Origin of the sequence: Pseudomonas sp. FP2300, from assembly GCF_030687595.1 — a bacterium.
Classification (GTDB): domain Bacteria; phylum Pseudomonadota; class Gammaproteobacteria; order Pseudomonadales; family Pseudomonadaceae; genus Aquipseudomonas; species Aquipseudomonas bijieensis.
Window position 1 is genome coordinate 513,445 of sequence record NZ_CP117440.1, and the last position, 14,825, is coordinate 528,269.

Consider the following 14,825-nt stretch of genomic DNA (forward strand, 5'->3'; position numbering starts at 1 on the left):
CTGGCCACAGGCTTATGCCAGCTCTTTTGGGTCAGACCTTGAAGCGTCCAACCAGCGTCTGCAAATGAACCCCCAGCCGTGCCAGTTCGGCACTGGAGGCGGCGGTTTCTTCGCTGGAAGAAGCCGTCTGTTCGGACACATCGCGAACGTTCACGACGCTGCGGTTGATCTCTTCGGCCACGGCACTCTGCTGCTCGGCGGCGGCGGCGATCTGTTGGTTCATCGACTGGATTGCCGAGACGGTACGGGTGATGTTTTCCAGCGAGCCACCGGCGCGGCGGGTCAATTCGACGCTGCTATCGGTCAGGTTGCGGCTGTTGTCCAGGGTGGTCGCGACCTGTTCGGTGCCCGATTGCAGGCCGAGGATAAGCTCTTCGATTTCTTCGGTGGACTTCTGGGTGCGCTGGGCCAGGCTGCGAACCTCGTCGGCCACCACCGCGAACCCACGTCCGGCTTCACCGGCACGGGCCGCCTCGATCGCCGCGTTGAGGGCCAGCAGGTTGGTTTGCTGGGCCACAGACTTGATCACATCCAGCACGCTGCCGATCTTGTCGCTCTCGCGCTTGAGATGGCCCATCGCTTCGGTGGAATTGCCTACTTCCTTGGACAGGCGTTCGATCTGGGCAATGGCTTCGCCCACGACTTTTTCGCCTTCGCGAGCCTGTTGGTCTGCGGCGACGGCCGCTTCGGAGGCTTCTTCGGCGTTGCGCGCCACTTCCTGCACCGTGGCGGTCATTTCGTGCATGGCGGTGGCGACCTGGTCTGTTTCCACTTTCTGGCTGTTGACCCCGGCGCTGGTCTGCTCGGTGACGGCGGAGAGCTGTTCAGCGGCGCTGGCGATTTGCGTAACGCCTTCGCCGATGCCTCCGATCAGTTGCCGCAGGCTGATCACCATTCGCTGTAGGCTGCCTTGTAATTGGCCCATATCGTCACGGCGGGTGACCACCAGGTTATGGCTCAAGTCGCCGGAGGCGACACGTTCAACGGCAACCAAGGTCTGCTGCAGTGGAACAACGATCTGCCGGGTAATGATCCAGGCCGCTAGCAGGCCAAACGCTAATGCCAGGATGGTGACGATGATCAGCACTTCTTTCGCATGCGTCGTCTCCAGGTCGCGTTTCTCAATCTGCGAGGTAGTCAAATGGTTGTTCAGGTCATTCAAACGGGCGCCCTGGTCGACCATTCTCTTGAGGGCTGATGCGCTGGCCACCTGCGAATCGCGGAACTGGCTGACGGCGGCACGATAGGCCTTCATCGATTCAGTGGCTTGTTGCAGGTTGGCGGTGTGTTGTTCCGGCAGTTTGCCCGGCAGGCTTTCAAGGTTTTTCAAGACACTATCGATGGCCTCCAGCGCCGGTTGCTCGGCATCGGCCTTGCCACTGTAGGTGTAGCCGCGAACCTGGTAGCGCGCTTGCTGTAGCAGTTTGCTCAGCTCGATCACACTGTCGAATTGCGCAACACTGTCGCCTTGGCGCAAGGCATTTTCGACCTCCTTCACTTTGGCCACGGCATTGTCGGCGTTGGCGCCAAGCTTGGATCGGGCCGATTCGCGGTTCTGCGTCGCCTGGGTCAGGTCGCCGAAGGCGCGTTTGTACTCATCGAGGATGGCCAGTTGCTGATTGAGCAACTCCTGGTCTGCCGGACGTACAAACCGTTTGAGGGCCGCTTGTATGCTTTCCTGAAGCTTGCCCAGGAACTCGCTGACGACAGCGGGCCCTTGTTCGCCACGCCGCATCTCATAGTCGAGACTGGCGACTCGCAGATCCTTGGCCAACTCATTGAGACTGGCGATAGACGCCTGCTTGTCAGCGCGGCTGATCACGCTGCCCAGGCTGTTCCAGCCCGCGAAGGTGCTCAGGAGGGTCATGAGCAGTACCAGGCCAAAACCGAAACCCAGTTTGCGATTGACGCTTACGTTTCCCAGCTTTTCGGTCAGCCAACTGAACATGCTGATACTCCTTCGAACCTTTTGTAGGTCTTATGAGGAGAGTATCGACTATGTGACGGGGATCTGTAGGAAATAGGTAGGGGCGTTTCCTTGGTGAGGGCGCTCGGCTGCGAAGTCGTTGCCCCTCCGAACGCCCGCCGGTGGCCGCTTCGCGCCCTAGCGGGAGCAAGCGCCCTCGCCACGGGTTTTATGCCTGCCCTTCAGGTTAGACCTTGAAGCGTCCCACCAGCGTCTGCAAATGAACCCCAAGCCGCGCCAGTTCGGCGCTGGAGGCGGCGGTTTCTTCACTGGAAGCAGCCGTTTGTTCGGACACGTCGCGAACATTCAGCACGCTGCGGTTGATCTCTTCGGCCACGGCGCTCTGTTGCTCGGCCGCGGCGGCGATCTGTTGGTTCATCGACTGGATCGCCGAGACGGTGCGGGTGATGTTTTCCAGTGAGCCACCGGCACGGCGGGTCAGTTCGACGCTGCTGTCGGTCAGGCTGCGACTGTTGTCCAGGCTGGTCGCGACCTGTTCGGTTCCGGTCTGCAGGCCAAGGACCAGTTGCTCGATCTCTTCGGTGGACTTCTGGGTGCGCTGGGCCAGGCTGCGCACCTCGTCGGCCACTACCGCGAACCCACGCCCGGCTTCACCGGCCCGGGCCGCCTCGATGGCCGCGTTGAGGGCCAGCAGGTTGGTTTGCTGGGCCACGGACTTGATCACGTCCAGGACGCTGCCGATCTTGTCGCTCTCGCGTTTGAGGTGGCCCATGGCATCGGTGGAATTGCCCACCGCGTTGGACAGGCGCTCGATCTGGGCGATGGCTTCGCCGACCACCTTTTCGCCTTCGCGAGCCTGTTGGTCCGCGGCGGCCGTTGCTTCGCTCGCTTGCTCGGCATTGCGCGCCACTTCCTGCACCGTAGCGGTCATTTCGTGCATGGCGGTGGCGACCTGATCGGTTTCCACCTTCTGGCTGTTGACCCCGGCGCTGGTCTGTTCGGTAACGGCTGAAAGCTGTTCGGCGGCGCTGGCGATTTGCGTGACGCCTTCGCTGATGCCGCCGATCAATTGCCGCAGGCCCACGGTCATGCTCTGCATGGTGCGCTGTAGTTGGCCCAGTTCGTCGCGGCGCTCGGAGGTGAGATTGTGGGTCAAGTCGCCTGCCGCCACGCGTTCGGCGACCTTGAGGGTCTGCTCCAGCGGGGTGACGATCTGCCGGGTGATCGCCAGGGCGGCGATCACGCCGAACAGGAAGGCCAGCGCGGCGGCCGATGCCAGCAAAATCTTGGCATCGCTGGCTTCATGGTCGCGCACGATGGTCTGGGACTGGGTGAGATTCCTGCTGGCCTCGCGTAGCACCACCCCCAAGTCGGACATGCGCTTGACCGCGGCAGCGCTTGCGGTCTGGGCATCACGGAACTGGCCGACCGCTGCACGATAAGTCTTGAACGATTCGTTGGCCTGCTGCAGGTTGGCGGCGTGTTCGTCTGGTAGTTGGGGCGGCAGGCTGGCGAGGATTTTCAACGCGTTATCGATGGCATCCAGGGCAGGCTGTTCGGCGTCGGCCTGGCCGCTGTAGGTGTAGCCACGAACCTGATAGCGGGCTTGCTGGATGGCCTTGCTCAGGCTGACCACGCTGTCGAATTGAGCCACGTTGTCGCTTTGCCGCAGGGCGTTTTCAACGGTGGCGACACGGGCTACGGCGTTATCGGCATTGGCGCCCAGTTTGCCGCGTGCATCCTCACGATTGGCAATGGCGCGGGTCAGTTCGGTGAAGGCAACTTTGTAGTCGGCGATAGCCCCCAGTTGTTTGTCGAGAAGCGCCATGTCGGCTGGCTGCTCGATCGATTGACGGGCGGTTTGGAGCCCAGGCTCCAATTTTCCGAGCAGATCGTTGATTTCCCCTGGGCCCTTTTCGCCGCGGGTCGAAAAATAGTCCATGCGCGCGGTACGCAGGTCCTTGGTCTGGTCGTTCAGGCTGGCAATGAGCCCGAGCATGTCGCCGTGGGCAATCACGCGGCCCAGGCCGATCCATCCGGTGAAAGCGATCATCAAGGTTAAGAACAGCACCAGGCCGAAACCGAAGCCAAGTTTGCGATTAACGCCTACGTTACCTAGCCATTGGAACATGCTGATACTCCCTTGAAGGGCGGAACTGCTTTGTATAAAGCGTTATCGGCCCAGAAAGGGGGAACAGGAGAAATGAGTTAGATGCGTTTTGAATACCGTGGTAAACCAAAGGGATCAGAACAGTCGTGCGAGCAGCGCCGTAACCGCGGTCTCGACCCGCAGGATCCGCTCGCCCAACTGCACCGGTTGCAAGCCGGCCTTGCCCAGCAGGTCGATCTCGTAGGGAATCCAACCGCCTTCGGGGCCGATGGCCAAGGTCACCGGTTCTGTTAGCGCTCGCGGGCAGGGCGGGTGGTTGCCAGGGTGCCCGACCAGTCCGAGGGTGCCGTTGGCGATGGCCGGCAGGCGGTCCTCGACGAAGGGTTTGAAGCGTTTTTCGATAATGATGTCTGGCAGCACACTGTCCCGGGCTTGTTCCAGGCCCAGGATCAGTTGCTCGCGGATAGCCTCGGGTTCGAGGAACGGCGTCTGCCAAAAGCTCTTTTCCACGCGATAGCTGTTGACCAGTACCACCCGCGGCACACCCATGGTGGCGACGGTCTGGAACACTCGCCTGAGCATTTTCGGACGCGGCAGCGCCAGCACCAGGGTCAGCGGCAACTTGGCCGGTGGCGGCTGGTCGAGGGTCACTTGCAGTTCGGCCTCGCGAGCCTCCAGGCGCAGCACCTGGGCCGTGCCCATCAAGCCGCCGATACGCCCGACCCGCAGGCTGTCGCCGACAGCGCTGCGATGGACTTCCTGCATGTGGGTCAACCGGCGATCGCTCAGCACGACCCGGTCAGGCCCGATGAAATCGGCCTCTTCGAGCAGCAGCAGGTTCACGCTTGGGTCGCAGGCGGCTGGTCGTTGTGGTCATCGACCGGCTGGTCCTCGGGCTCTTCTTCCCGGCGCTTGCGCACCAGGCCACCGAACAGGATACCGATCTCGAACAGCAGCCACATCGGAACGGCCAGCAGGGTCTGGGAGAAGATATCCGGCGGGGTCAGGATCATGCCGACCACGAAGCAGCCGATGATCACATAGGGGCGGATCCTCTTCAGGTAGGCCACGTCCACCACGCCGATCCACACCAGCAGGACCACCGCCACGGGGATTTCGAACGCCACGCCGAAGGCGAAGAACAGCGTCATGACGAAATCCAGGTAGCTGGTGATGTCGGTCATCATCTCCACGCCTGCCGGCGTAGCGGCGGCGAAGAACTTGAAGATCAGCGGGAACACCAGGAAATAGGCGAAGGCCATGCCGGTATAGAACAGCAGGATGCTGGACACCAGCAGCGGCACGGCGATGCGTTTTTCATGCTTGTACAGGCCCGGTGCGATGAAGCCCCAGATCTGGTGCAGGATCACCGGGATCGCCAGGAACAGCGAGACCATCATCGTCAGCTTCAGTGGCGTCAGGAACGGCGACGACACGTCGGTAGCGATCATCGTTGCCCCTACCGGCAGGTACTGGCGCAGCGGCGTGGAAACGAAGGTGTAGATCTGCTGGGTGAAGGAAAACAGCCCGGCGAAGATGATGAAAACCGCCGCGACGCAACGCAGCAGGCGGGTGCGCAACTCGGTGAGGTGCGATACCAGCGGCATCGGCTGGTCGTTTTCAGGGATATCGCTCATGGGGCTCGCGGCGGCAAAGTAGGGTCGTTGGGAGCTGCTGGCGTTGTTACTGTCGCGGCGGGTTCCACCGGTTGGGCCGGCTCGGCCACCACGGGCGTCGTGTTGTCCACCGACGCCTGTGGCGCAATCGTCGGCTCGACCGCAGGCTGAACCGGCGTCGGCTCCTGTTGGGTCGGCGTGAAGATTTTCCGCGCTTCCTGCTCCAGGGACAGGATATGTTCGTTGTGAAGTTGCCGACGGATGTCGTCGGCACCGATCTCACGTTCAACTTCCTGTTTGATCGCATTGAAGCTGCGCTTCAGGCGCCCGATCCACAGACCGGCGGTACGCGCAGCACCCGGCAGGCGCTCTGGGCCCAGTACCAGCAGGGCGACGAGGCCGACGAGCAGCAGTTCAGTGAAGCTGATCCCAAACATTAGTCAGTGCTCACGAGTCTTTGCGGACGGGCTCTTCGACTTTTTGTGCCTGCACGTCGATGGTGTGCGGCGCATTCACAGGCTGGGTGGCCTGGGGATGTACCGGTTGGGCTGGCTGTACCGGTTGCGCCGGGGCAGCCGTCGGGTCGGCCGGTTTTTCGTCATCGTTCATGGCTTTGCGAAAGCCCTTGATCGACTCGCCGACATCGGTGCCGAGGTTTTTCAGTTTCTTGGTACCGAATACCAGCACCACGACAACCAGGATGACGATCCAGTGTTTCCAGTCAAAGATACCCATGTGGCTATTCCTCTCAAAAGTTGATCAGGCGGACGGGCGCGAGGCTTTTTCGACGTGCCCGGACAGACCGAAGCGACGGTCCAGTTCATCCAGTACGGCCTGCGGATGCTGCCCCAGTTGGGCCAGCATGACCAGGCTGTGGAACCACAGGTCGGCGGTCTCGTAGATCACGTCGCTGCAATCGCCGCTGATGGCGGCGTCCTTGGCGGCGATGATGGTCTCGACCGACTCTTCGCCGACTTTTTCCAGAATCTTGTTCAAACCCTTGTGGTACAGGCTGGCGACATAGGAACTGTCGGCCGCGGCGCCTTTGCGCTCTTCCAGCACCTGGGCCAGGCGGGTCAGGGTGTCACTCATGGGTATGTCCTGAATAAATGGCATGCGGGTCCTTGAGCACCGGGTCGACGGTTTTCCAGTCGCCGTTCTCGAAGACGCGATAGAAGCAGCTTTGACGGCCGGTGTGGCAGGCAATCTCACCGACTTGTTCGACCATCAGGATGATGACGTCGCCGTCGCAGTCCAGGCGCATCTCATGCAGGTGCTGCACATGCCCGGATTCTTCACCTTTGCGCCACAGCTTGCCACGGGAACGTGACCAATAGATGGCGCGGTTCTCGGCGGCGGTCAGGGCCAGTGCTTCGCGGTTCATCCAGGCCATCATCAGTACGCGCCCGGTCTTGTGGTCCTGGGCGATGGCTGGCACCAGGCCGTCAGCGTCCCATTTGATCTCGTCCTGCCAGTTTTTCATCTTTGACTCCGACCATGGGCCACGCACCTGAAGTCGGCGGGCCCAGCGTTGAAACAGTGTGCCAGCGCGAACCGGTGCTGGCTATCGGCGAACGACCAGATACAAGCCGACGATCACCATGATTGCGGCGGGCCAATGGCCCAATTCGCTCAACGGCCCACCAGCCGCCAGCATTGCGCCACCTCCCAGGTGAGCTGCGCCGAGCAGGCGCAGGAACCAGTCATCCTTGCGTCGGTGCCATGGTGGCGCCGGGTCGTGGGCATGGGGCTGGGACATGCGTTCGAGCAGGTCGCGGGTCATGTTGGCCAGGTGCGGGAGCTGCTCGAACTGGCTCTGCACGTTGCCCAGCAAGGTTTTGGGGCTGACGCGCTCGCGCATCCAGCGTTCGAGGAACGGTTGGGCGGTGTTCCACAGGTCGAGGTCCGGATACAACTGGCGGCCGAGGCCTTCGATGTTCAACAGGGTTTTCTGCAACAGTACCAGCTGTGGCTGAACCTCCATGTTGAAGCGGCGCGCGGTCTGGAACAGGCGCATCAGCACCTGGCCGAAGGAAATATCTTTTAACGGTTTTTCGAAGATCGGTTCGCACACGGTACGGATCGCCGCTTCGAATTCGTTGAGCTTGGTCTCGGCCGGGACCCAGCCCGAATCGATGTGCAGTTGGGCGACACGACGGTAATCACGCTTGAAGAAGGCGAACAGGTTGCGCGCCAGGTAATCCTGGTCCTCGGGAGTCAGGCTGCCGACGATGCCGCAGTCGATGGCAATGTATTGCGGGCTCCACGGTTGCACGGTGCTGACGAAGATGTTGCCCGGGTGCATGTCGGCGTGGAAGAAGCTGTCGCGAAATACCTGGGTGAAGAAAATCTCCACGCCACGCTCGGCCAGCAGCTTCATGTCGGTACGCTGGTCGGCCAGGGTTGCCAGGTCGGTGACCTGGATGCCGTAGATGCGCTCCATCACCAACACTTTCGGGCGACACCAGTCCCAATAGACTTGCGGCACATAGAGCAGCGGCGAGCCCTCGAAGTTGCGGCGCAACTGGCTGGCGTTGGCGGCTTCGCGCAGCAGGTCGAGTTCGTCGTAGATGGTTTTTTCGTAGTCCTGGACCACGTCCACCGGATGCAGCAGGCGGGCGTCGGCCGACAGCCGCTCGGCGGCGCGAGCGAGGATGAACAGCCACGCCAGGTCCTGGGCGATGATCGGCTTGAGGCCCGGGCGGATGACCTTGACCACCACTTCTTCGCCGCTCTTGAGCTGCGCGGCATGCACCTGGGCCACCGAGGCCGAGGCCAGGGGCTCGACGTCGAAACGGCTGAAGACTTCGCTGACCTTCTTGCCCAGTTGCTCTTCGATCAGCGCCACCGACAGCTTGGAGTCGAACGGCGGCACGCGGTCCTGCAGCAGCATCAGCTCATCGGCGATGTCTTCGGGCAACAGGTCGCGACGGGTCGAGAGAATCTGCCCGAACTTGATGAAGATGGGGCCCAGGTCCTGCAAGGCCAGGCGCAGGCGTGCGCCGCGCGTCAGGTCCAGCGTTCGCCGGGGGAACCAGCGCCACGGCAGCACGAAACGCAGTGCCAGGAGAAACCAGGGCAACGGCAGGGCGAACAGCAGGTCATCGAGGCGGTAGCGGATCACGACGCGCTGGATGCGCAACAAACGGCGGACGGCAAGCAGCTTCATGCGTTATCGCTTGGTTTCAAGGGATCGGGAAAGGCGCTCGAAACGCGCCTCGAGACGTTCCAGGTCAAGCTTGACCTGGTCCAGTTCATTAAAGCGGGCCTGGGCTTCGCGTTGGCCTACGAGGGTACGCGATTCTTCGGCCAGGTATTCACTCAGATTCTGCCCCAGGCTGGCGAAGCCCTGGCGATACCAGCGGCCGCGGCTACGCAAATGGCCGCTGAGCAATTGGGTCGCCACCGGGCCGATCCAGCGAGACACTTCGTATTCCCAATCCAGCTCCAGGTCCTGGAGAGTCGCCGCCAGCTCCAGCAGCACGCCACTGTCGCCGTCGAGTTCCACGTCAGGGCTGTGCAGCACGGCAGTCTTGTCCTTGCCCAGGGCCAGGTTCAGCAGGCTCGACGCCGGGGCACGCAGCGTGCAGTCGGCCTCGGCTTCCCAGTGGGCGGCGAGCATCAGGCCTTCGTCGCTGGGCAGGATGAACAGCCGCAACGCCGGGCTGCGGCAGTCCACGGCGATCACTGTGCCGCTCAAGTGCGCCAGGCGCGCGAGCGCCGTGCTGTCCAGGCGCAGCACCCGGTTGAGGCCGAGTTCGACGCTGGCGAGCAGGCCGGTGAGCAGCATCAGGGTTTGATGCCGCGATGCAGGGCGACGATGCCTGCGGTCATGTTGTGGTAAGTCACGCGGTCGAAACCGGCCTCGACCATCATCGACTTCAGGGTTTCCTGGTTCGGGTGCATGCGGATCGATTCGGCCAGGTAGCGATAGCTTTCCGAGTCATTGGTGATCAGCTTGCCCATCAGCGGCATGAAGGCGAACGAGTAGGCATCGTAGGCCTTGGACATCAGCGCGTTGGTTGGCTTGGAGAATTCCAGCACCAGCAGGCGACCGCCGGGCTTGAGCACGCGCAGCATCGAGCGCAGGGCGTCTTCCTTGTGGGTGACGTTGCGCAGGCCGAAGGCGATGGTCACGCAGTCGAAATGATTGTCGGGGAACGGCAGCTTCTCGGCGTCGGCCTGGACGAACTCGACATTGCCGGCCACACCCAGGTCCAGCAGGCGGTCGCGGCCGACCTTGAGCATGGATTCGTTGATGTCGGCGAGCACCACCTGGCCGGTCGGCCCGACGATGTGGGAAAACTTCTTCGTCAGGTCGCCCGTGCCGCCGGCGATGTCCAGTACGCGGTTGCCGCTGCGCACGCCCGACAGCTCGATCGCAAAACGCTTCCACAGGCGGTGCATGCCGCCCGAGAGCAGGTCGTTCATCAAGTCATACTTGGCGGCCACGGAGTGGAAAACCTCGGCGACTTTTTCCGCTTTCTGGCTTTCCGGCACGTTCTTGAAGCCGAAGTGAGTGGTGGGTTCGGCATCGCTGCCTTTGCGCTGATCAGTCATATCGCGGTCACCAAAAAAGAATGCGGGACATTCTAATCCCGGTGGAGGGCTTTGTCTTGGCAAGGCTGAAGGTAAGATGGGCTACCGCCGGGACGTTTTGACGCAGCCAGGGTCTGAAACGTTCAGGCAAGTCCCGATAAAACAGGAGTCACCCGATGGCCCGTATAACTGTTGAGCGTGCCCATGGCCTGGGCAAGGAAGCGGCGCGAGAGAAGGCCGACAAGCTGGCCCAGAAGTTGTCCGACAGCTATGGCCTGGAGCCGCAGTGGGAGGGCGATACCCTGAAACTCAAGCGTTCCGGGGTCAAGGGCGAAGTGCATGTGGGCGAGGATTCGATCCGCGTCGATGTGGAGCTGGGCATGTTGATGTCGGCCATGAGCGGCACGATCAAGACGGAAATCGAAAAGGCGCTGGATAAGGCGTTGGTTTGATTGATCGAAGGGTGGATGGAATGCGTGACTCAAGTTCACCACCTATTCACCTGTGGGAGCGAGCTTGCTCGCGATTGCATTGCATCAGTCACATCAAAGTTGGCTGACGCTCCGCTATCGCGAGCAGGCTCGCTCCCACATGGGAAGTCAGCGCCAACAGGATGTCTGTCAGTTGTTAGGGTGCCCTTTCTAATTATTGTCACTACTTTGTGCCTGAGCCCGTCCATGCGCGGGCAGTTCCTCAAACCTTTTTTCGAGTGAGGTGCACCATGGCCAAAGTTATTCTGAAGAAAAAAACCGACGTTGAATCTTCCACGCTCAGCGACGTGAAAACGTACGCGCGCAAGATCTGGCTGGCTGGCCTGGGCGCCTACACGAAGGTCGGCCAGGAAGGCAGCGAGTACTTCCAGGAGTTGGTAAAGGCTGGCGAAGTTATTGAAACCAAAGGCAAAAAGAAAATTGCCGGAAAACTTGAAGCGGCCAACAGCGAATTGATTGAAGCCAAGACCGACGTCAATACTTTCAAGGCCCGGGTTGAAGTACAACTCGATAAAGTCGAGAAGGTATTTGATGCCCGTGTTGCAAGTGCCTTGAATCGTATCGGCATTCCGTCTAAACATGACGTTGAGACACTCTCTGCTAAGCTCGATGAGCTGACAGCATTGCTCGAACGTGTCGCGCGTAAACATTAAGGAGAACGGGATGGCTGGCAAAAAGATCACTGAAAAAGAAGGCAGCTCGTGGGCCGGGAAGATTGAAAAATACTCCCGCAAAATCTGGCTTGCTGGTTTAGGCGTGTACTCGAAGATCGACACTGACGGCAGCAAACTCTTCGAGTCCCTGGTTAAGGACGGCGAAAAGGCCGAAAAACTCACCAAGACGGCCGTCGGCAAACAAGTCGATGCGGCCAAGGGCACTGCCGAGTCCGCCAAGTCGCGAATCGGCGGCGTGAAGGATCGTGCACTGGGCAAATGGGACGAACTGGAAGGGGCTTTCGACAAGCGCCTGAACAGTGCGATCTCGCGTCTGGGCGTGCCGAGCCGCAATGAAGTGAAGGCGCTGCACAGCAAGGTCGATACGTTGACCAAGCAGATCGAAAAACTCACTGGCGCCAAAGTCGCACCGGTAGCGACCAAGACGGCAGCGGCCAAGCCGGCGACCAAAACGGCAGCCAAGCCATTGGTCAAGGCCGCGGCAAAAACCGCCGCCAAGCCTGCTGCCAAAGCAGCGGCCAAGCCCGCGGCTAAAACCGCAGCGGCCAAACCTGCTGCCAAAGCGGCGGCCAAACCGGTGGCGGCGAAAGCGGCAGCCAAGCCAGCGGCCAAACCTGCTGCTAAAACCGCAGCGGCCAAACCTGCTACGGCCAAAGCGGCAGCCAAGCCTGCTGCCAAGCCTGCTGCCAAAGCAGCCGCTAAACCTGCGGTGGCAAAAAAACCGGCTGTGAAAAAACCGGCGGCGCCAAAAGCAACTGCACCGAAGGCGCCGACCGCGGCCGCCAAACCGGCTGCCCCGGTGAGCACGGCGAACTCCGCCGCAGCGCCGACCCCGGTCGCCACTCCGACTACCGCGCCGGCTCCAACGACGCCACCCACCCAGTCCTGATTCTTGAGGACATGCCAAAACGCCCGGCCTGTGAAGGTCGGGCGTTTTTGTTTGTACGCAGGTCAACCTGTGGGAGTGGTGGTGCAAATATTGAAATCACCCAGAAAATAATGTGGGAGTGAGCCTGCTCGCGATTGCGGTGTGTCAGCCACATTGATGTTGGATGTGCGACCGTCATCGCGAGCAGGCTCGCTCCCACAAGGTACTTACTCGTGTTCTTCCAGGTAGCGCAACGCCAATTGCTCGGTCGCCACCTTGGTCGCAGGCGGCAGGTGCGGGGCCACCAGCATCATGATCTGGTAGACCACCAGCCGGACCTCGCCCTCACGGTCGAGGATCCGTTGATAGTCCAGCGAGAACAGCAAGGTCATGGTGATCTGTTCCACCAGTTGCCCCAGGGCCTGGGTATCGCTGACCAGCAACCCCTGGGCCTTGAGTTGCGCCAGCAACGAGGCGAGGGTTCGCTTCAGGGCATTGAGCAGTTGGCGAATGCCCTTGGCCAGTTTCGGCAAGCGCCCGGCCAGGTTCGACAGGTCCTGGAACAGAAACCGGTACTGGGCCAGACGCTCGACGATCAGATGCAGGAACAACCAATAGTCTTCCGGCGCCAACTGCACGTCCGCCGGAGGGTCCAGCAGCGGTGCCAGTTCGCTCTGGAATCGCTCGAACAACCCGAGGATCAGCGGCTCCTTGCCATGGAAGTGGTAGTAGAGGTTGCCCGGGCTGATGCCCATTTCGTTGGCAACTTCCATGGTGGATACGTTCGGTTCGCCCTTTTCGTTGAATAACTGCAGGGCACATTCGAGGATGCGGTCGCGGGTTTTCATCCGTTCTTCTTAGTGATCAAGTCGTGCCACGGCCAATAACCTGGCCGTGGAGTGGGGCCTTCAGCGCACGCGAACATAGGTCCCCGGGGCTGCGTCCAGAGGCGGGTAGTTCGCGTTGCCCAAGGTCATCTGGGTTTCGTGTTGGGCGCCGGAACGCTCCTGGATCCAGCCCAGCCACTGGGTCCACCAACTGCCTTCGACGTGCTTGGCGTCGTAGTACCAGGCCCGTGGGTCGCTGCTCAGTTTCGCGCTTTCGATGTAATTGGCCTTGGGGTTGCCCGGTGGGTTGAGGATGCTCTGGACATGGCCGCTGTTGGAAAGCACGAAGCGTTTTTCGCCACCGAGCAACAGCGTCGAGCGGTACACCGCGTCCCAGGGCGTGATGTGGTCGTTGATGCCACCCACGCTGAAACTGTCCACCGTCACTTTCTGCAGGTCGATTGGCGTGCCGCACACTTCCAGGCCGCCGGGATGGGTCAGTGGGTTGTGCTTGAAGAAGTCCAGCAGGTCACCGTGGTAAGCCGCCGGCAGCCGGGTGCAATCGTTATTCCAGTAGAGGATGTCGAAGGCCGGCGGCTCCTTGCCCAGCAGGTAGTTGTTGATGAAGTAGGTCCAGATCAGATCGTTGGGGCGCATCCAGGCGAATACCCGGGCCATGTCGCGACCATCGAGGATGCCCTTCTGGTAGGAGCGGCGCTTGGCGGCTTCGAGGGTCTGTTCGTCGATGAACAACGTGGCCGGGCTGTCGATCTGGCTGTCCAGCAGGCTCACCAGATACGTGGCGCTGGCGACCCGGCGTAGCTGGCGCTTGGCTTGCAGGTGGCCTTGCAGGGCGGCGATGGTCATGCCCCCGGCGCAGGCACCCATCAGGTTGGCCTCGCGGGCGCCGGTGATCGCCCGGCAGACATTCATGGCCTCCTCCGCAGCCTCGACATAACTGGACAGGCCCCATTCGCGGTGGCGTACATCCGGGTTGCGCCAACTGATGATGAAGACCTGCAAACCGTTTTTCAGGGCGTACTGAACGAAGCTGTTGGAAGGGCTCAGGTCGAAAATGTAGAACTTGTTGATCTGCGGCGGCACGATCAGCAAGGGCTTGGCGTACTGTTTTTCGCTCATGGGCCGGTACTGGATCAGCTCGAGCAATTCGTTGCGAAACACCACCGCTCCGGGTGTGGTCGCCAGGGTCTTGCCGACTTCAAAGGCGTGGGGCGTGGTTTGGCGCGGCAAGCCGTCGTTGTGCAGCAGGTCGTCTACCAGGTGGCTGATACCTCGAACCAGGCTGGCGCCGCCGGAGTTGAACAGTTCCTTGACCGCCAGTGGGTTGAGCAAGGTATTGGACGGCGACACGGCATCGTTGAGCAGGGCGAAGGCGAAGTGGGCGCGGGCGCGGTCATCCTGGCTCATGGTGCTTTCGTCGATCCAGCTCGTGACCTGTTTCTGCCAGCTCAGGTAGGCCTGCAGGCTGCGGCGGTAGAACGGATTGAGCTGCCAGGTGGGGTCGGCGAAACGCTGGTCGTTGGGGTTGGTGGGGTGCAGGGTCTCGCCCAGCAGCACACGGCCCAGTTGACCGCCCAGCTTCAACGCATGCCGGGCACTGTGCACCGGGTTGCGCAAGCCATGTGCGGCCACGCTGCGCAAGGTGGACAGCAGGTCTCTGCCACGCAAGCCGGTGACTGCACTTTGTGCGTTGATGAAGCTGGCAGGGGCGGGCATGGAACCCTTCGCCGGTTTGTCGCGCATGAGTCAACT

The 14,825-nt window shown here is 61.4% G+C and carries 15 protein-coding genes and 2 pseudogenes; 3 read left to right on the plus strand and 14 right to left on the minus strand.

What is annotated here, in order from left to right:
• Positions 1 to 31: 31 nt before the first annotated feature.
• The 12 genes and pseudogenes from PSH86_RS30495 to ubiE all read right to left on the minus strand — a co-directional run bounded on the left by PSH86_RS30495 (position 32) and on the right by ubiE (position 10,213).
• Positions 32 to 925, minus strand: coding sequence for a methyl-accepting chemotaxis protein (locus PSH86_RS30495; protein WP_370873793.1), 894 nt, complete (start codon positions 923 to 925; stop codon positions 32 to 34).
• A 9-nt stretch (positions 926 to 934) separates the two neighbouring features.
• Positions 935 to 1,948 (minus strand): annotated as a pseudogene (locus PSH86_RS30500) (methyl-accepting chemotaxis protein); the annotation flags it as partial.
• A gap of 205 nt (positions 1,949 to 2,153) precedes the next feature.
• A complete protein-coding gene (locus tag PSH86_RS02195; protein WP_305487472.1) occupies positions 2,154 to 4,058 on the minus strand; it encodes a methyl-accepting chemotaxis protein in 1,905 nt (634 codons plus the stop codon).
• A 114-nt stretch (positions 4,059 to 4,172) separates the two neighbouring features.
• A complete protein-coding gene (locus PSH86_RS02200; RefSeq protein WP_163855672.1) occupies positions 4,173 to 4,880 on the minus strand; it encodes a 16S rRNA (uracil(1498)-N(3))-methyltransferase in 708 nt (235 codons plus the stop codon).
• Positions 4,877 to 5,674 (minus strand): twin-arginine translocase subunit TatC, encoded by a 798-nt coding sequence (gene tatC / locus PSH86_RS02205; protein WP_109752019.1) that lies wholly within the window; start codon positions 5,672 to 5,674, stop codon positions 4,877 to 4,879. Before tatC ends, PSH86_RS02200 begins: the two co-directional genes overlap by 4 nt.
• A complete protein-coding gene (tatB, locus tag PSH86_RS02210; RefSeq protein ID WP_116833979.1) occupies positions 5,671 to 6,090 on the minus strand; it encodes a Sec-independent protein translocase protein TatB in 420 nt (139 codons plus the stop codon). Before tatB ends, tatC begins: the two co-directional genes overlap by 4 nt.
• A 10-nt stretch (positions 6,091 to 6,100) precedes the next feature.
• On the minus strand, positions 6,101 to 6,388 hold the full coding sequence (locus tag PSH86_RS02215; RefSeq protein ID WP_109752021.1) for a twin-arginine translocase TatA/TatE family subunit: 288 nt from the start codon (positions 6,386 to 6,388) through the stop codon (positions 6,101 to 6,103).
• A 24-nt stretch (positions 6,389 to 6,412) separates the two neighbouring features.
• Entirely contained in the window at positions 6,413 to 6,745 is a 333-nt protein-coding gene (locus tag PSH86_RS02220) for a phosphoribosyl-ATP diphosphatase (RefSeq protein ID WP_003186671.1), read from the minus strand.
• Positions 6,738 to 7,136 (minus strand): phosphoribosyl-AMP cyclohydrolase, encoded by a 399-nt coding sequence (gene hisI, locus PSH86_RS02225; protein ID WP_003196931.1) that lies wholly within the window; start codon positions 7,134 to 7,136, stop codon positions 6,738 to 6,740. The genes PSH86_RS02220 and hisI overlap by 8 nt, the downstream gene beginning before the upstream one ends.
• A gap of 81 nt (positions 7,137 to 7,217) precedes the next feature.
• Entirely contained in the window at positions 7,218 to 8,822 is a 1,605-nt protein-coding gene (gene ubiB / locus PSH86_RS02230; protein ID WP_109752022.1) for a ubiquinone biosynthesis regulatory protein kinase UbiB, read from the minus strand.
• Positions 8,819 to 9,443, minus strand: a pseudogene (locus PSH86_RS02235) (SCP2 domain-containing protein). Before PSH86_RS02235 ends, ubiB begins: the two are co-directional and overlap by 4 nt.
• Positions 9,443 to 10,213 carry a bifunctional demethylmenaquinone methyltransferase/2-methoxy-6-polyprenyl-1,4-benzoquinol methylase UbiE gene (ubiE, locus tag PSH86_RS02240; RefSeq protein ID WP_003196937.1) on the minus strand — a complete coding sequence of 257 codons (771 nt, stop codon included), beginning with the start codon at positions 10,211 to 10,213 and terminating at the stop codon, positions 9,443 to 9,445. Before ubiE ends, PSH86_RS02235 begins: the two are co-directional and overlap by 1 nt.
• 155 nt (positions 10,214 to 10,368) lie before the next feature.
• On the opposite strand from ubiE, the gene PSH86_RS02245 reads away from it, so the two are divergent.
• The 3 genes from PSH86_RS02245 to PSH86_RS02255 all read left to right on the plus strand — a co-directional run bounded on the left by PSH86_RS02245 (position 10,369) and on the right by PSH86_RS02255 (position 12,246).
• Positions 10,369 to 10,644 (plus strand): polyhydroxyalkanoic acid system family protein, encoded by a 276-nt coding sequence (locus tag PSH86_RS02245; protein WP_109752024.1) that lies wholly within the window; start codon positions 10,369 to 10,371, stop codon positions 10,642 to 10,644.
• Between the two features lie 269 nt (positions 10,645 to 10,913).
• Entirely contained in the window at positions 10,914 to 11,336 is a 423-nt protein-coding gene (locus PSH86_RS02250; protein ID WP_039592410.1) for a phasin family protein, read from the plus strand.
• Positions 11,337 to 11,346: 10 nt separating this feature from the next.
• Positions 11,347 to 12,246 carry a phasin family protein gene (locus tag PSH86_RS02255; RefSeq protein WP_109752025.1) on the plus strand — a complete coding sequence of 300 codons (900 nt, stop codon included), beginning with the start codon at positions 11,347 to 11,349 and terminating at the stop codon, positions 12,244 to 12,246.
• Between the two features lie 206 nt (positions 12,247 to 12,452).
• Here PSH86_RS02255 and PSH86_RS02260 read toward each other — a convergent pair whose 3' ends face one another.
• Positions 12,453 to 13,073, minus strand: coding sequence for a TetR/AcrR family transcriptional regulator (locus PSH86_RS02260; protein ID WP_109752026.1), 621 nt, complete (start codon positions 13,071 to 13,073; stop codon positions 12,453 to 12,455).
• A 60-nt stretch (positions 13,074 to 13,133) separates the two neighbouring features.
• Entirely contained in the window at positions 13,134 to 14,816 is a 1,683-nt protein-coding gene (gene phaC, locus PSH86_RS02265) for a class II poly(R)-hydroxyalkanoic acid synthase (RefSeq protein WP_305487481.1), read from the minus strand.
• Positions 14,817 to 14,825: the final 9 nt, after the last annotated feature.